This window comes from Bacillus sp. PAMC26543 (assembly GCF_014250375.1).
Taxonomy (GTDB): domain Bacteria; phylum Bacillota; class Bacilli; order Bacillales; family Bacillaceae; genus Bacillus; species Bacillus halotolerans.
The window spans coordinates 3,531,136-3,547,371 of the sequence record NZ_CP060193.1; the positions used below are offsets into that span (position 1 = coordinate 3,531,136).

General features: G+C 44.1%; 14 protein-coding genes and 2 pseudogenes. 6 read left to right on the forward strand and 10 right to left on the reverse strand.

What is annotated here, in order from left to right; all coding sequences use genetic code 11:
- The first annotated feature begins 30 nt into the window (after window positions 1-30).
- The gene (locus H7F27_RS17785; protein ID WP_185848238.1) at window positions 31-738 is read left to right on the forward strand and encodes a membrane lipoprotein lipid attachment site-containing protein; all 708 of its coding nucleotides are present in this window, start codon (window positions 31-33) and stop codon (window positions 736-738) included.
- 513 nt (window positions 739-1,251) lie between these two features.
- On the opposite strand, the gene H7F27_RS17790 is transcribed toward H7F27_RS17785, so the two are convergent.
- From H7F27_RS17790 to H7F27_RS17805, 4 genes are all read right to left on the reverse strand, one after another.
- Window positions 1,252-2,526: a BclA C-terminal domain-containing protein gene (locus H7F27_RS17790; protein WP_185848239.1), complete on the reverse strand. Its 1,275-nt coding sequence runs from the start codon at window positions 2,524-2,526 to the stop codon at window positions 1,252-1,254.
- 388 nt (window positions 2,527-2,914) lie between these two features.
- The gene (locus H7F27_RS17795) at window positions 2,915-4,099 is read right to left on the reverse strand and encodes a macrolide family glycosyltransferase (RefSeq protein ID WP_024120385.1); all 1,185 of its coding nucleotides are present in this window, start codon (window positions 4,097-4,099) and stop codon (window positions 2,915-2,917) included.
- Window positions 4,100-4,573: 474 nt separating this feature from the next.
- Window positions 4,574-5,836, reverse strand: a complete 1,263-nt coding sequence (locus tag H7F27_RS17800; RefSeq protein WP_101864978.1) for a glycoside hydrolase family 18 protein — start codon at window positions 5,834-5,836, stop codon at window positions 4,574-4,576.
- A 138-nt stretch (window positions 5,837-5,974) separates the two neighbouring features.
- The gene (locus H7F27_RS17805; protein ID WP_185848240.1) at window positions 5,975-6,649 is read right to left on the reverse strand and encodes a GntR family transcriptional regulator; all 675 of its coding nucleotides are present in this window, start codon (window positions 6,647-6,649) and stop codon (window positions 5,975-5,977) included.
- Between the two features lie 252 nt (window positions 6,650-6,901).
- Here H7F27_RS17805 and H7F27_RS17810 point away from each other — a divergent pair, with 252 nt between their 5' ends.
- A complete protein-coding gene (locus H7F27_RS17810) occupies window positions 6,902-7,639 on the forward strand; it encodes a sulfite exporter TauE/SafE family protein (protein WP_024120382.1) in 738 nt (245 codons plus the stop codon).
- Between the two features lie 42 nt (window positions 7,640-7,681).
- Here the strand turns inward: H7F27_RS17810 and H7F27_RS17815 are convergent, their stop codons facing one another.
- The 3 genes from H7F27_RS17815 to H7F27_RS17825 form a co-directional block, all read right to left on the reverse strand.
- Complete coding sequence (locus tag H7F27_RS17815; protein ID WP_185848241.1) at window positions 7,682-8,887, reverse strand: Bcr/CflA family efflux MFS transporter; 1,206 nt, start codon at window positions 8,885-8,887, stop codon at window positions 7,682-7,684.
- A 198-nt stretch (window positions 8,888-9,085) separates the two neighbouring features.
- The gene (locus H7F27_RS17820) at window positions 9,086-9,409 is read right to left on the reverse strand and encodes an AzlD domain-containing protein (RefSeq protein ID WP_059291864.1); all 324 of its coding nucleotides are present in this window, start codon (window positions 9,407-9,409) and stop codon (window positions 9,086-9,088) included.
- Window positions 9,406-10,131, reverse strand: a complete 726-nt coding sequence (locus tag H7F27_RS17825) for an AzlC family ABC transporter permease (RefSeq protein WP_185848242.1) — start codon at window positions 10,129-10,131, stop codon at window positions 9,406-9,408. The genes H7F27_RS17820 and H7F27_RS17825 overlap by 4 nt, the downstream gene beginning before the upstream one ends.
- Before the next feature lie 118 nt (window positions 10,132-10,249).
- Between H7F27_RS17825 and H7F27_RS17830 the strand changes: the two genes are divergently transcribed.
- From H7F27_RS17830 to H7F27_RS17840, 3 genes and pseudogenes are all read left to right on the forward strand, one after another.
- Window positions 10,250-10,807: a helix-turn-helix domain-containing protein gene (locus H7F27_RS17830; RefSeq protein ID WP_044161601.1), complete on the forward strand. Its 558-nt coding sequence runs from the start codon at window positions 10,250-10,252 to the stop codon at window positions 10,805-10,807.
- Window positions 10,808-10,889: 82 nt separating this feature from the next.
- A pseudogene (locus H7F27_RS17835) lies at window positions 10,890-11,383 on the forward strand (MarR family transcriptional regulator).
- A gap of 15 nt (window positions 11,384-11,398) precedes the next feature.
- Window positions 11,399-12,028: a nitroreductase family protein gene (locus H7F27_RS17840; RefSeq protein WP_185848243.1), complete on the forward strand. Its 630-nt coding sequence runs from the start codon at window positions 11,399-11,401 to the stop codon at window positions 12,026-12,028.
- Window positions 12,029-12,068: 40 nt separating this feature from the next.
- On the opposite strand, the pseudogene H7F27_RS20960 reads toward H7F27_RS17840, so the two are convergent.
- The 3 genes and pseudogenes from H7F27_RS20960 to H7F27_RS17850 all read right to left on the reverse strand — a co-directional run.
- A pseudogene (locus H7F27_RS20960) lies at window positions 12,069-12,363 on the reverse strand (SDR family oxidoreductase); the annotation flags it as partial.
- Between the two features lie 37 nt (window positions 12,364-12,400).
- Window positions 12,401-15,058, reverse strand: coding sequence for an MMPL family transporter (locus H7F27_RS17845; RefSeq protein ID WP_185848244.1), 2,658 nt, complete (start codon window positions 15,056-15,058; stop codon window positions 12,401-12,403).
- Window positions 15,055-15,513, reverse strand: a complete 459-nt coding sequence (locus tag H7F27_RS17850; protein ID WP_095714188.1) for a MarR family transcriptional regulator — start codon at window positions 15,511-15,513, stop codon at window positions 15,055-15,057. The genes H7F27_RS17845 and H7F27_RS17850 overlap by 4 nt, the downstream gene beginning before the upstream one ends.
- Window positions 15,514-15,680: 167 nt before the next feature.
- Here H7F27_RS17850 and dinB point away from each other — a divergent pair, with 167 nt between their 5' ends.
- Window positions 15,681-16,190, forward strand: a complete 510-nt coding sequence (dinB, locus tag H7F27_RS17855) for a damage-inducible protein DinB (protein ID WP_024120372.1) — start codon at window positions 15,681-15,683, stop codon at window positions 16,188-16,190.
- The last annotated feature ends 46 nt before the right edge of the window (window positions 16,191-16,236 follow it).

The following is a 16,236-nucleotide window of genomic DNA, read 5'->3' on the forward strand; positions in this document are numbered from 1 at the left end:
ACGGGCTCTCTTTTTAATGGAGGACTCATGATGAAAAAGATTCTATCGATCTTATTTTTTATCGTCATGCTTGCGGGCTGTTCATCAAACGCCGATTCTGAAAAACAAAATACAGCCGGAGAGCAAACAGCAAAAGCCACACCGCAAAGCACTTCGTCTCAAAAGGACAGTATAGATGAGTATCAGCCTAATGCACAGGTAACAGATGACCGGTCATTGCAGAAGGTAAATCAAACGTTTTCTGATGACAAAGGTGAAGCCGTCTTAAAAGATATCAAACAAGTCAATCAAACTTATAAGGTTGGAAACGTAGAGTTAACGGTAAAAGAAATGAAGCTGATCCACTTACGTCCGGATTACAGCATGATTGATTATTTTCATGTATTAACACACGATGAAGAGTTTGATTTCGTTAAAGTTTTCGTTGATATCAAAAACACTTCTTCCGAGAAAGTGAATTTTGCCCCGATTGCATTGATGAAAACAAATACAGGTGAAACCTTTGATTGGAATAAAGATATGTACCTCGAAGAGTTGAATGGTGAATTAGAAGGCGGCGCCGAAAAATCCGGCAATCTCGGCTTTATTGTAAACGCAGCAAGCGGACATGCTCATGATGAACCATCAGCTGAGAAGAAGAAAAAAGAGATCAAATGGATTGAAATCACAACAAGTGACGTTTTTGACCAAAACCATAAGAAAATCACTGATTCTCAAAAGATCAAAATTGCATTTTAATAATTGCCTTCCAACACGGAAGGTTTTTGTATATCGGAGAAGTTAAACAGTCACCTTGTATGCCAATTTGATATGATCTTATTTTTTGCGAAAACAGAATACTTTATCTGTCGTCAAACCCTAACTTTTGAGCTGGTTTTACCGATGATAAATTGTTAATATCACTAGCCCACCTTGGTGATGGCATACCCAAAACCTTTAGTTGCCACCGAATATACACCATTAAATAACGAGCTGTTTGTAATCGTTTCTTCGTTAATTCTTTAGATGCTGCAACCCTCCGAAGAATCGTTTAACCGATAAAATAAGGTATGTCTGCTCATTTGTACGATATCGTTTTTTTGTTTTACACATCCTATCCCAGTTATCCCATACAAAATAAATATCTGAGATAAAAAGAACTTGGAGCGTTTGTATGATCACATAAATAGGTCAAAAAAAGCACTGCTGAAATATAAGTACTAGTAAGATCAATAGAGTACTTTTTGTTTGTTCATGACACAGTGCTAATTGTTAATCTAATTTTTTAATTACAATTGAAGCGTTTACGTTAGGTTGTGTGCCTCCTGCCAAAGTCTGGAGAGTCACTGCGGCAGCGGACGTATGATTTCGAAGAGTTAGAACATCGCCGGCTGCTATGGCTATAATAGCCTGACCGTTGTTTTGCTGAGTACCTGCACCTGAACCGTAGACTGTATTCGTAATCGGCGCACCATTTAAAAATAGTGTGAATTGGTTAGGCTCTACTCCCGAAACAGAAAAAGTGACCTCATAGTCTCCCGGAGTGGTAATTGCAATTTGAGAAGTTCCGGGGGCATGTGTAATTCCAGGGGTGGTTATCCCTGTTGAATCAAAAATGACATCAGCCTCTATAGCTACCGTTTGAGCGCTTAAGTTATAAATATACCCGTATTCGGATAACCCAGCTGCTCCTGTTCCTGTGGCTCCCGTTGCTCCCGTTGCTCCCGTCGCTCCGGTGGCTCCGGCGTCCCCGGTTGCTCCTGTGGCTCCCGTGGCTCCTGTGGCTCCGGTGGCCCCTGTTGCTCCCGTGGCTCCTGTGGCTCCGGCTGGTCCGGCGTCTCCTGTGGCTCCGGTGGCCCCTGTTGCTCCCGTGGCTCCCGTGGCTCCGGCTGGTCCGGCGTCTCCTGTTGCTCCCGTGGCTCCTGTGGCTCCCGTGGCTCCGGCGTCCCCGGTGGCTCCTGTGGCTCCCGTGGCTCCTGTAGCTCCCGTCGCTCCGATTGCTCCGGCTGGTCCGACGTCCCCTGTTGCTCCCGTGGCTCCTGTGGCTCCCGTGGCTCCTGTGGCTCCAGCTGGTCCGGCGTCTCCTGTGGCTCCCGTTGCTCCCGTGGCTCCGGCTGGTCCGGCGTCCCCTGTAGCTCCCGTCGCTCCCGTCGCTCCGGCTGGTCCGGCATCCCCGGTAGCTCCGGTGGCTCCCGTGGCTCCTGTGGCTCCAGCTGGTCCGGCGTCTCCTGTTGCTCCCGTGGCTCCGGCTGGTCCGGCGTCCCCTGTTGCTCCCGTCGCTCCCGTGGCTCCGGCTGGTCCGGCGTCTCCTGTTGCTCCCGTGACTCCTGTTGCTCCGGCCGGCCCTTGTGGTCCTGTGGCTCCCGTAGCCCCGGCCAGTCCTGGTGGTCCTGTGGCCCCTGTTGCTCCGGGCAGCCCTGGCAGCCCCGGTGGTCCTTGTGGTCCTTGTGGTCCTTGTGGTCCTGTGGCTCCAATACTGCCTGGAATACCGCGTAATCCGCGTGGTCCCTGCGGCCCTCTTACTCCCCTTACGCAGCAGCAGCACATACATGAATGTTTAGGCTCAGGATTTTTTTTAGGGCCTACTCTACAACTGGGGCTTGAAGAGTTAGATCCACAGTAAGGGCACCTATGTGACGGCTTTCGAGACATAATTTATATCCACATCCTTTCGATTCATAATTTTCCATACACTTATTCATAATATGAAAAATGATTTTGAGTGTGAATGAATGCGAAAGTATTCCTCCTGCTGCCCTGCCGTTCCCAGAAAATGAGCCCTTACAAATTTATAATCCTTTTGCTAAAATCTCTGATCCCGCAAAATGAATCCGGTTATTGTCACAATGCCTGTAAGACCCTATCAGTAAAAAAGAGTGAGACCATTTTCATCTCACTCTTTTCTCTTATATCATCCGAATGTATTTTTTGCTGTTTATTTTCTCTGATCTATAAATTGATCAATCCGCTCCATTACCTCTTCCATATTCATGCAATCCTGAAAGCTTTGATTGATTTTTTGAATCCCTTCCTTATACCGGTCGTTATTCAACACTTCTTCCACTGCATGTTTTAAAGACTGCGCGGTTACATGATCTTTAGATACTGTATAACCTGATTGTAATTCAGTCAGCCGCTGGGCCACCATTGGCTGGTCCTTATCGTGCGGCATTACAACTAGAGGAACGTTAAAATGAATGCCTTCATTTACACTGTTCATTCCTCCGTGAGTGATGAAAACATCTGATTGTTCCAGCACTTCCAATTGAGGCACATATGAAGCAATGATAAAGTTCTCTGGCGCTTGCTTTAATCTTGTCAGATCAGCTTTTTCTCCCGCAGCTATCACGACCTTGCCCTCGACATCAGAAAAAGCATCTATACATAAGTTGAAAAACTCTTCAGTTTCGTCTAATACAGTCCCCATTGAAATATAGATGACTTTCTCATCTTTCAATTTCTCAATTGGGAAATCAGTTTTTTCCGCTCTCTTTGGAAAGCTTGGACCGATAAACAGAAATTCATTGCCGAAACGATGGCTTTCAGGCTGAAAATATCGGCTTGTGTACACTACATTTAATTCACCTTTATTATTCATGAATTGAACCATATTTTCAGGTGATACACCATAATTTTGTTTCATCTCTAATAATAGATCTTCACACTCTTTATCCAATTGTAAAGGCACTTCTGAATCCGGATGCAGAGGCAATACCTTTAAATGCTCTTCATCGAATAAGAAGGAAGCAGATGAAGAGATGCCCGGGATGTTGAGATAATCTCTGACCAGCTCTCCCGCACCGAATTTATCATAATAAACAAAGTCAAATTGGATGCTTTTTGACAACTCCTTTACGACATGTAAAATGTCCAGTGAGGTTTTGATATGTATTTTCAGGAAATCAAGAATGCCATTTGGCGAAGCGACATGAATAGGTGTTGTTCTCAGCAAATCCTGATGAAGGTGGACAGTCGCTCCCACCGCTTCTAATCTTTCTTTATATTTTTCAGTGGATATATAGTGGACATCATATCCTCGATCGGCAAAGGCTTTCGTAATGCCTAATGTAGGATTTACATGGCCTTCAGCTGGGAAATTCAGGATCAATACTTTTTTCATTCTGACAACTTCCTCTCACTCATATTCCGTAAGCGTTCATAAGATGATATGCAATTTGTGCCTGATTAGACTGATGATAGTTCTCACTATCGATCATAATGGGGGAGACTGACGCCATGCAAGTGACAAATGATCGAATTATTCTGCCGCTTTAGGCTGATGCGATTTTACGGCTATCAATCCGTTACGATAAAGGATATCACCAGCGCTGCCAGCCAGTGAAATGACAATATGTCGGGAACTCAGGGCTGCTCGAAGCACCGCAGTCAAAAAATACGCCTATATCCTCCTTTTTGTGAGAATGGCATTTATCTGCTTCTTATATTTCAACACCGTTAACGATTATCATCTGACTTTAACAAAGCAGCTTAGAGATAATGCACGATGCGAGAAACAACGCAAGGCAGGCTGAGACGGTAAAAGCATTCAGCAGCCGCTTAAAACATCACTAAAAAGACACCGTGCCCGGTGCCCTTAAACCTTTCTGATCGTAAAAAATTTCCGCAGAAGCCACGGAGCTGGTGTGAATCCGAGTGTTAACTGCCAGGCGCCTATTGCTTGTAATCCATATTCGCGGACGATCAGCATCTTTTGGCTCATGCTCCTGACATCTTCAAACCATACCTCATGCGTCCGTCCCTGCTCATCTCTGTAGCGAAAAAACGGCGATTGATATTCGTTTGAATATTGAATAGGGGCTTGGTACCTCATCGCTGTTTCAATTGATTTTTGATTTGAGATAGCTGAAGCCACTGTTCCCGGCTGGTAAGGGATAATCCAATTGTAGCCGTAGAGCGGGACTCCGATGATGATTTTTCTCCGCGGCACCTGGGCAATCGCAAATTCAATTGTTCTTCTTATTTCAGTAATCGGCGCAACAGGCCCCGGCTCGCTTCCCGCATGATGCCAGTCATACGCCATGATAAACATATAATTGACAACCGCTCCGATCCCTCCGTAATCATAGCCCCTAAGCCACGGAATATCATCGCTTGTTTTTGCCGGAACCGCTATGGTCAGCACATACCCTCCCGGCTGCAGACGATCTCTCAGCTGACGCAAAAATCCTGTGAACAGATCCCGATCTGCGGCGCTCACTTGTTCAAAATCGATCGTCACGCCGCCATATCCCCTTGTGGATACCAAGTTATAAATATTGTTAACCAGATTGGTTCTTGCAGTTGGATTGTTTAACACTTGGTGTACGAGTTCCGTGCTGAAGCCTGCTGAGGTCAGATTTGTTATTGTAGCAAGCGGCGTCACCCGTCTTCTCCATGTGGTTTCAATAGCGGCTGCGTCATTCAATTGATTTGCAATGTCGCCATTAGGCGCAATATGGTATTCGAAAATGGAAATCGAAGACGAATACGGGGCGTAATCATTGATTAAATCGCGATCTAGATCCGGATTGCGGAGCACGTAAAAGCTTAACGTTCCCGCAATATAGTTTGAGATATTAGGAATCGTCAGTCTCATTCCTGCTTGCAAGGCATTTGGATTTATAGCGGGATTTGCGGCTCTTAGCCGTTCTGCCGGAACAAACGCTTTTGCTGCAATAGCTCCGAGCGTGTCTCCCGGCTGTACTGTATATACATAAAGAGGGATGAGCAGAGCCTGCCCCGGCACGATATTCGTTTCTTCTAAACCATTCACACCACGTATTTGATCAACAGAAGCACCGTATCTTCTGCCTATGGAAAACAAAGAATCACCCGGCCGGACGATATGGATAAACATGTCTAACCCCCATTATTCGTTAGTCAATCATCATAGAATCTTATTAATGGGCTTCCTTATATATGATTTTCAATTTATTAAAGTAATGAGAGCAATAAAAAATACCAAGGACTCATCCTCGGTATCTGTACATGTCATTTAATTTTCTTTTCCTTCTTCAAGCACACGCTTCAAATGTTCTGAATCATGATTGAAATGAGCCATCATATATTCTTTGGCTGCTTCTTTGTTTCTCTTTTTTACTTCTTCAAATATGCTGCGGTGTTCACGCAGGATCGTTTCAGGGCGGTTGTCCCCTTTATAATTAAGGATTCTGCAAAAGTGAATCAGATCGTTTACATGCTCAAGCAAGTTTTTTAAATGTCTGTTATGGCTAAAATCGACAAGCAACTGGTGAAACTTTTGGTTTAAGCTGATCATTTCAGTTTCTTCCGCTCCGTTACGAATAGCGTTTTCTGTTTCTTCAAGCTGTTTTTCAAGCGTTTGAAGCTCTTCGTCATTCGCTTCGTCTATGACCAATTCGACAGCAAGCAGTTCGAGAGGAATTCTGATTTTATAAATTTCATCTACATCTTTAGCCGTTAAAGAAGCGATTAAAAATCCATTCCGGTCATCTGCTCTTAACAAGCCGTCTTTCTCAAGCAGCCGCATAGCTTCCCGTATCGGAGAGCGGCTGACGCCGAAACTTTTAGCCAGCTGTGTTTCATTGATCCGTTCCCCCGGCTTAAAAGTCCCGTTAAAAATCATTTTTTTCAGCTGGAAATAAAATTGCAGGTAATAAGGAGTCGGCTTGTCTAATTTAAAATCATCCATATAAATAATACCTCTTTTGAATAGATTCAGGGGCTGTTCTTCATCAAAATCATATAACAGATGATAAAGGGAAGCAACAAACTGCCTTGTCAAATTCCAAAATTTGCGGTACGATATTTTTACTAAACGACGGTCGACAGACTACTGTAAACCAGTGAGATAATCCTCTCATCGGCTGCCGGACACTTCGCCTCAGCTACAATCACTCAGATTCATTACATTTACAGCTCAGAATATAATGGAGGAAAAAATATGCTCATTATTCTTGTTATGTTTCTTCTCGGAATCATTTTAGGCTTTATTGGTGCCGGGGGAGCCGGCTTTGTTATTGCTCTTTTAACTCTTGTTTTCCATATTCCGATTCATACAGCTTTAGGCACTTCCCTCGCCGGCATGGCTTTCACCAGTTTATCAGGGGCCTACAGCCATTACCGAGAAGGCAACATCCAATTAAAAATCGGTTTAACGGTCGGATGCTTTGCTGCCGTCGGGTCATTTTTCGGGGCAAAGCTGACATCTTTTATTCCCGCCGATTTGCTTCATTATTTGACAGCGGGAATGTTATTTTTATCAGCGATTCTCATTTTAATCAGATTATTTATTTTAAAAGAAAAGCCTCAAGGGAATCAAAGCAATGTTTCAATGTACACAAAAGCCGTGATTTTAGGAATCGTATCAGGCATACTTTCCGGCACATTCGGCATCGGTTCTGCTCCTTTTATCCAGATCGGTTTAATGATTATGCTGAACCTTTCCATCCGTCATTCTGTCGGAACAACGATGCTTGTCATTATCCCTCTTGCTGCAGGAGGAGGCATAGGGTATATCACGGAAGGATTTGTTGATTATGTATTGCTGGTCAAAGTCTTGATCGGAACCATGTGCGGTGCGTATGTCGGCGCGAAATTCACCAATCTCATGCCAAAGGCCGTCTTGAAATCCGCAATCTTTTTGACTCCGGCCATCGCCGGCCTGCTTTTGCTATTTTAATAAAATCAAAAAAACCTGACATGCCGTCAGGTTTTTTTTTGATTAATTCTGCTTCACGCTCTCTTTAGTTAATCTAAAAAAGGCGAGCGAACCGATAACTGCTGTAACAAACATGATCGCTCCCATCGGAACAGCTGTCGTCTCATCAATGCCCACAAGCGGCGAAACAATGGAGCCAAGGAGCAGCGGGAGCATTCCCAGCAGCGCACTTGCACTTCCGGCGCGGTGCCCCTGTTTTTCCATGGCCAGCGTAAATGTGCTCGTCAGAACCATGCCGATCGTAATCATATAGACAAAAATAGAGATGACCAATGCAGCGAGAGGACCGTGAATCATCGTCATCGTTAAAAGCACGGCAGTCGCAATCATAGCTGTAATGACCGCCATGCGGAGCAGGCTTTTTTCATGAATGATTCCGCCAAAGCGCCCGATAATAAAGCTTCCCGTAATAATCGCCAGGCCGTTAATGCCGAATAAAATACTAAATACCTGCGGCGACACCCCGTAAATATCCTGGTACACAAAAGGCGTACCGGATACATAAGCAAAGCTTCCCCCGTGAACAAATCCGACAGTTAACGCGTAGCCCATAAAAGAACGATCCTTCAGCAGGCTCCCCATTGTTCTGACAGATGTTCCAATTGAGCTTGGAATCCGCTTTTCGGGCGGCAATGTTTCTTTTAACCTCAGCGCAATAATCAGTACAAGCACAAATCCGATGATCGTTAAAAAGTGAAAAATCGTATGCCACGTTGCAAACGGCAGCAATAAAAGAGCACCGCCTGTCATTGGCGCAATCATTGGCGCGACTGCGGTAATCACCATTAACAGTGAGAAAAATTTAGAAAGCTCTCTCCCTGTGAACACATCCCGCACGATTGCCCGAGACAGCACAAGTCCTGCAGAGGCCGTAATCCCCTGTAAAAAACGGGCTGCCACCAGTGTTGTAATGTTTGGTGAAAGCGCACAGAACAGAGAAGATAACGCAAATAAGAAAATACAGATTAATAGCGGTTTCCGTCTTCCCTGCGCATCACTGACCGGCCCGACAATCACCTGGCCGATGGTAAGCCCGATCAGACAGGCTGTTAAACTTAACTGTACAAGCGAGGCACTGGCCGATAAATCATCGGCAATGTCAGGAAAACTAGGCAAATACATATCTATATTAAGCGGGCCCAATATAGCAAGCATGCCGAGCATAAACGCCAATGCCAAACGCTCTTTTCCAGTTGGATTTTGCAGCATTCTATCAAAACCTTCCCTTCAATCTATTATTTATCTGAAACAGATGTCACTCCAACAATTGATTGAAGCTGTAAAACATTTGTATATTGTACCATAACTTTCAGCCAGTGAAAGCCGCTTAAAGATTGAATCAGAGACACAAAAAATACCAGGGTTTGCTTCCCCCTGATATCGTGAGTTTTGATGTAAGCAGCTGTTTTATACCCATAAGCGCAAGCCAGCCATAAGAACAACACCGCTGATGACTGTCATAGATAAACTTTTTGTTTTCAGTGCAATCAATAGAGTAGGAATCAATACAACTGCTGCCTGCCAATTCAATTTCAGAGAATCATTGGATTGAATCATGCAATCCTTCACAACAAGTGCCGTCAATATACAAACCGGCACATAGGAGAGCCATTTCAGCACAGGCTCCGGCAAGGAAATATTCCGTACAACTAAAAATGGAATTACGCGGGGAATCATTGTGACCAGCGCGCAGCCGATAATCACCATCAGGATGTATGTATTTATGCTCATTTATCTGTCACCACCCCGATTGTCGCTACGATGATCGTTGACATGATCACAGCGAGATGTGACGGCATAAAGAAAGAGAAAACAATCATCGCAATCACCATATAAATAATGAGAGATACATAGTGTTTAATCTTTGCAGGCACAACATGTTCCATCTGCAAAATCAGCAGTGCTAAAAACATAGCCGTCACCGCAAAATCGAGTCCGAACGTTTCCGGATCGGTAATCCATTTACCAAAGACTGCCCCTGCCACACAAGAGAGCACCCAGCACGCATATGCAGTGAGATTTAATCCGAACATCCATCGATCACTAATTGGTTCTTTTTTTACAATCTTATTTGAAGCAACACCGAATGACTCATCTGTCACCATCATGCCGATCCCCACATTTTTCACTAGCGAATACTTTGAAAAATGAGGAGCAAGTGCGGCACTTAATAGAAAATTGCGTAAATTCACGATAAACGTTGTCAGGATAATAGCGGACATCGGACTGTTCGCTGCTAACAAAGCACAGATAACGAACTGGGAGCCGCCGGCAAAAACCAAACCTGACAACAGCGTAATCTCAAGGACGCTTAAATGCGAGGCAATCCCCACGATTCCGGCGGCCAAACCTATACTGATGTAGCCGATCAGCGTCGGGACACAATCTTTAAACCCTTGTAAGAACGATGGCTCGCAAGTTTGGGCATGAGTGGTTTCTTTCTCTGATATCATTCTGTTTCTCCTCCTCGTCTAACATATTATACACATATATGTTATAGCTTACAACTGTATGTAATAGCTGATTTTAATATGTTATAATAAAGCGAATATGACGTAAGGAGATACATGTATGGATGATATCCAAGCCATTATCGCAAAGAATCTTGTCAAACTCAGAAAAAGCAGAAACCTGACTCTTGATCAAGTTTCTGAGTTAACGGGCGTCAGCAAAGCGATGCTCGGACAAATTGAGAAAGAAAAATCGACCCCGACTGTCACCACTCTCTGGAAGATCGCAAATGGACTGCAGGTATCTTTTTCTGTTTTTCTGAAAGAAGACAAGCCGAAAGTAAGAAAAATTAATCTTAAAGATATTGAACCTGTTACAGATAATGAAGAAAACTACATTGTTTACCCCTTTTTTCCGTACAACCCTGAAACAAAGTTTGAAATTTATGTTGTCGATCTGAAACCGGGATGCATACATGAAGCAAAAACACATTTAGGAGAAGAATACATTTTAATCAAAGAAGGCGAGTTAACCGTCAATCTGCAGGATCAGGAGCATTCGCTGGTACCAGGAGACGCCATGCAGTTTACGGGATCCACACCGCACAGCTACATCAATTCATCACAGAAAACGGCCAGCTTTTTTCTGCTGATGTTTTATCCTGAGCCGCAAGGATAACAAAAACCTCCCAACTTATATGTTGGGAGGTTTTTCAAATATGCAAAAGGCTTGCAAAATGAAATCAATCGTTGTATATTAATTGACGTGTCAATCATTGATATATCAATTATTTTTTTGACAAGAAAGAAGGGATGGGTTTTGGCATCATTTTGTTCTGAGGAAGCCGAGATTTTATATCAGCTGCAAGGCGTGAACAAAGTGATTGGCGTGAAGTTCGAGGCATGCACGGGCATCAGCCAATCTCGTTTGGAATTGCTGACATTGCTTTATCATGCGGATGAGATCAGTCAAAGCGACCTTCAAAAGAAAGTCAATATCGACAGCGCGGCCGTCACAAGACACCTAAAACAGCTTGAAGCCAAAGGCATGGTATCAAGACGGCGCAAGCCCGAAGACAACCGGATTACCCTTGTGCGGTTAACAGATCAAGGAAGAAAACGAATCGAGTCTTCTAAGAAAGAAAAGGAGCGTTTCATGAAGGAAATGCTCGCAAATGTAAGTGCTGAAGAGCGCAGCTTGCTTATTGATGTGCTTGGGCGCATGCGAAACAACATAGATAATATCGAAGCTTAAAAGGAGTGTATCAACATGATCAAAACAAACGATTTTATGGACATTATGAAAGGACGCCGTTCCATTCGCAATTATGATCCGACAGTGAAAATCAGCAAAGAAGAGATGACAGAAATCCTAGAGGAAGCTACAACTGCGCCATCCTCTGTCAACGCGCAGCCATGGCGTTTTCTCGTCATCGACAGCCCGGAAGGAAAAGAGAAGCTCGCGCAGCTAGCAAGCTTTAACCAAACACAGGTCACAACTTCATCTGCCGTCATCGCTGTTTTTGCAGACATGAACAATGCAGACTACTTAGAAGAAATTTATTCAAAAGCCGTGGAGCTCGGTTACATGCCGCAGGAGGTCAAAGACAGACAAATCGCTGCCCTGACAGCACATTTTGAAAAGCTTCCGGCTCAGGTGAACCGTGAAACGATCCTGATTGACGGCGGCCTTGTTTCTATGCAGCTTATGCTGACTGCACGCGCGCACGGCTATGACACAAACCCGATCGGCGGCTACGATAAAGAAAACATTGCGGAAACCTTCGGATTAGACAAAGAGCGTTATGTGCCTGTTATGCTTCTTTCCATCGGAAAAGCTGCGGACGAAGGATACGCTTCCTACCGTCTGCCGATTGATACTATTGCAGAATGGAAATAAAACAAAGCTCCCAAGAATGACTCTTGGGAGCTTTTTCATTTTAAATAAATCCGCCATTCACACGGATCGTCTGGTCTGTGATCCATTGGATTGTTCGCTCGTTAAAAATTCAATCACATTTGCGATATCTTCCGGTACCGCATTAATGGTGATTTGTTTCACGGCTAATTCTTTGGCAAGCTGACGGGTGAATTGCCCAAGCCCTTTTGTTCCCGCATATGCTGTATGTCGGAAACATTTGACCGACAACAGATGTAGGGAAAGTTGATGATTCTCCCCTGTTCCTCCATTGCTTGCTGACAGGTGAAAAACGTGCCTTTTACATTTACAAAAAAGAGTGATGAACAAATGAATTGTCACCACTCTTTTTTTCTATTCTTTATTTTTCTTTCTGCCAAACGGCCACCAGTTTCCTTCTCCAAATGTCACAATGATTGCCGGCATCAAGAGCGGAAGAATGACAAGGCCGTACAGCAGCAGCCCGATAATGACGACACTTGCCACCTGCATCAGCGTATTAACGCCCGATGGCATCATCGCCGCGAATGTACCGGCCAAAATAATAGCCGCGGTGATGATGACAGAGCCCATTTTGCTCATTGACCTGATGACACCTTGATGAATGCCAAGCTGAACCTCTTCTTTAAAGCGGTCAAGCAAGAAGATCGAGTAATCTACCCCTAACGCGATCAATATGACAAAACTGAAGAACGGTACCGCCCAGCTGACTCCATCATTGCCCAAGATATTCACAAAAATCAATTCCGTCATTGATATTGAAGTGTAATACGTAAGCAGCAGTGAAGCGATCATATAAATCGGCATCACCATTGAACGGAACAAGATTGTCAAGACGATAAACAGCCCGAGAATCATGATGACCATCGTTCTGGAGAAATCCGTTGTAGACAGCTCTTTTAAATCGGCATTGACGCTCGTTACCCCGCCGTAAACTATTTGAGTGTCCTCCAGAGGCGTGCCGCCGACTTCGCCGGCTACCGCTTTTTTGATCTGGTTTATGGTCGTAATCGCTTGTTCTGAATACGGGTTTGACTCCAAGGCGACGCTTAATTGCACTCCCTTGCCGTCTGCAAAGGAATACCGATCAATTGATTTCTTAAAATCCTTATCTTTCATGACTTGATCAGGAATAAAAATCCCCGTATCCCGAACGGTTGAGCTTTTGCTCATGTCCTCTAACATATCACTGGATGCCGTAATCCCGTCGGTGATTTTTGTCAGTCCATTATTTGCGCTCTTCACACCTTCGGCAAGCTGATTCAGGCTTTCTGTCAGCGTTCCGGCTTGTTTCTGCTGGCCTGAAAGCTGCTCATTTGCTTGCTCAAGGCCGGTTTGAATTTGTCCAAGCTGTCCGCTGATTGCTGTGAGCTGCGGCACCGCCTGTGCGGTATTGCCGGTTTGAGAAAGCTGTTTGCTGACAAGCTGCAGCTGCTGATTGATTTTTCCCAAACCGTCAGCTGCATCTGACAGTGAGCCTCCGGAGCTGCCATTCGCGGCTGTTCCGGTTTGCCCGGACATTTGATTCAGCCCATCTTCAATATCCGTTAACCCGCTTTGGACATCAGCAATTCCCTTTACTGTCTTATCCAGCCCGTCTGACACAGAGCCTAGCTGTTTATCAATATATAAATCTTTGATTTTTTCACCCGTCGGCTGGGTAATGGTCATGACGGAATCAACATGTTCGACTTTCTCAATGGCTTTGCTGATATTTCCGAGATAAGGGATCGTCTCAGCGGTAGTGAGATCCTTGTCTCCTTTTATCACCACATTCACCGGAAATGCTTTTCCTTCACCAAACCCATCCTTAATGGCTTCAAGACCTTTGATGGATTTGTAATCGCTGCTGATTTCCGCCGTTGAATCAAATGAAATCTGGTCATCATAGGTCAAAATGAACGGAAGCGTAATGATGACTGTTATGACGAGAAACAGAAACGGACGGGCAACAGAATGTCTGCCGAGAAACGCCCACAATTTATTGTCATTGTGCGACAGCACTTTCTTAGACGGCCAGAAGAGCTTTTCACCGAGCGTCACCATAAATAAAGGCAGCAGAGTGAAGAGGATGATCATTAAAATGCCAACCCCGACAGCAACTCCCACAGCTGATTGGAAAATGGCAAACTTTGCAAAACCAAGGGCAGAAAACCCGATCAATACCGCAAACCCACTGATAAACAATGTTTTTCCGCCTGTACGGTAAGCAATAAGGGTTGCCTCTTTTTTGTCATGCCCGTTTGCCAGTTCTTCACGGAAACGAGTCAGAAGAAGAATACAGTAATCTGTTCCAATCCCAAACAGGATGGCAACTAAAAAGGTTTGGGTAAATGTCGAAATAGGAAAATCAACCTTATAAACTAAAATGCCCAGTATAGATTGACTGATTACATACGAGAAACCGACAATCACAATTGGGATAAAAGGCGTCACAACAGAGCGGAACACGATCAGCAGCAAGCCGATAATCAAACAGACTGTGATCACTTCCGTTTTCTTAAGCCCATCCTCTGAGCTGTGCGCAAAATCCTGATTGATAAGAGACGCTCCCGTAATATATGCCGTCAAATCATCGGGAACGATTTGATAAATATCATCGGCAATATTTTCCGCTTTCTTATCAGATCCGGTGATCGTTACGGGAATAAGAATGGTTTTCTTATCCTTTGAAATCAATTGATCTTTGATTTCTTTTTCACCTGTCAGCGGAGATGTTACCTCTTCAACACCATCAATCTTTTTGATGTTATCGATCATGCTGCGGAGCTGACCCTCTGTATCTTTATTTAGCGCACGATCTAATGGAAAGACAATGCTTATCGAATTATTGTTTTCTCCGGCTTTTTTCAGAATAGCATTTGCTTTTTCTGAAACGGAATCAGCCGGCAGCTGTGCCTGCCCCTTTTGATTGGCCAGCTCCGTTAAGTTGGGAGAAAATAAATTCAATATAACAGTCAGCGCTAAGATAACCGCCGCAATGGCCCATTTGAATTTGACAATCGATTTCATTCCGGAAGATCCCCTCCTTTAAATTTGCTTTTTAGAATGGTAAATATGTCAATGAATGATTGTAAGTGCTCCTCATCTATATCGTGCATCAGCTCTTTGAGCGCGTTAAAGATAGCTGAATCCAATTCTTCGATAATGCTTTCACCGTTTTCTGAAATTTTGATTCGTTTCGTGCGTTTATCACTTTTTACCGGACAGTCATCCCACTCAACCAATCCCTTTTCCAGCAGCTTCTTCAATCGGTTAGAAATCGCGCTCTTATGCACGTTTTGATACATGGCCAGGCTGCCGGGAGAAGATGGGCCCTTGACTTTTAAAATTTTTAACAGGTCGGCCTGTTCTCTGGAGATGTGTTTGAATATATCCTGATCGACTTCATGATGTACAAACTCTGTACCTTCAAGTAAAACTTCTACGAAAAGATTTATCGCTTGGCATAGCTTCTGTTCATTCAACGTCTTTCCTCCTGCATTTTAGTTTACACCTCTAAACTTTCGATCGATGCTACATAGTTTATCCCTCTAAACTATGTTCTGTCAATACATTTTATTCACAGAAAATTCCCTAAAGAATGTTTGTTCGTATACAATAGAAACAATAAACGCGAAAGGGGAAAATTCACATGTCTGATCTAGCATTACAATTGTATGAATATAACGTATGGGCTCATCAGCAAATGTTTAATCGATTAAAAGAGCTTCCACAGGAGGTTTATCGTCAGGAGATCCAAAGTGTGTTCCCGTCAATATCCCATGTGTTGTCCCATGTTTATCTTTCTGATCTCGGCTGGATTGAAGTGTTTTCCGGAAAAAGTATGAACCATGCTTTGGCATTAGCTGAACAGCTTACAGAACAGACAGTGGCGAAGGAGCTAGCGGAAATGGAAGCCCTGTTTCTAAAGTTGTCCGAGCGATATACAGCTTTTTTCAAGCAAAAGGAACAGATCCATAAACCCCTTCAGATTGAAAATCCCGCCGGCGGAATCATGAAAACGACTGCTTCTGAACTGGTGCCGCATGTTGTAAATCACGGGACATATCACCGCGGCAACATAACAGCGATGCTGCGTCAGATAGGGTACGCATCTGCTCCGACTGATTATGGGCTTTATCTGTATATGAAAAAATCATAAAATGGCGTAAACAAAAGCGGCTCCCACGATTGAGCCGCTTTTTTCG

Excerpts from the sequence above, each read along its gene's own strand:
- H7F27_RS17785 (WP_185848238.1), top strand. The coding sequence starts at position 31 with ATGAAAAAGATTCTATCGATCTTATTTTTTATCGTCATGCTTGCGGGC.
- H7F27_RS17790 (WP_185848239.1), bottom strand. The coding sequence starts at position 2,526 with ATGTGCTGCTGCTGCGTAAGGGGAGTAAGAGGGCCGCAGGGACCACGC.
- H7F27_RS17795 (WP_024120385.1), bottom strand. The coding sequence starts at position 4,099 with ATGAAAAAAGTATTGATCCTGAATTTCCCAGCTGAAGGCCATGTAAAT.
- H7F27_RS17800 (WP_101864978.1), bottom strand. The coding sequence starts at position 5,836 with ATGTTTATCCATATCGTCCGGCCGGGTGATTCTTTGTTTTCCATAGGC.
- H7F27_RS17805 (WP_185848240.1), bottom strand. The coding sequence starts at position 6,649 with ATGGATGATTTTAAATTAGACAAGCCGACTCCTTATTACCTGCAATTT.
- H7F27_RS17810 (WP_024120382.1), top strand. The coding sequence starts at position 6,902 with ATGCTCATTATTCTTGTTATGTTTCTTCTCGGAATCATTTTAGGCTTT.
- H7F27_RS17815 (WP_185848241.1), bottom strand. The coding sequence starts at position 8,887 with ATGCTGCAAAATCCAACTGGAAAAGAGCGTTTGGCATTGGCGTTTATG.
- H7F27_RS17820 (WP_059291864.1), bottom strand. The coding sequence starts at position 9,409 with ATGAGCATAAATACATACATCCTGATGGTGATTATCGGCTGCGCGCTG.
- H7F27_RS17825 (WP_185848242.1), bottom strand. The coding sequence starts at position 10,131 with ATGATATCAGAGAAAGAAACCACTCATGCCCAAACTTGCGAGCCATCG.
- H7F27_RS17830 (WP_044161601.1), top strand. The coding sequence starts at position 10,250 with ATGGATGATATCCAAGCCATTATCGCAAAGAATCTTGTCAAACTCAGA.
- H7F27_RS17840 (WP_185848243.1), top strand. The coding sequence starts at position 11,399 with ATGATCAAAACAAACGATTTTATGGACATTATGAAAGGACGCCGTTCC.
- H7F27_RS17845 (WP_185848244.1), bottom strand. The coding sequence starts at position 15,058 with ATGAAATCGATTGTCAAATTCAAATGGGCCATTGCGGCGGTTATCTTA.
- dinB (WP_024120372.1), top strand. The coding sequence starts at position 15,681 with ATGTCTGATCTAGCATTACAATTGTATGAATATAACGTATGGGCTCAT.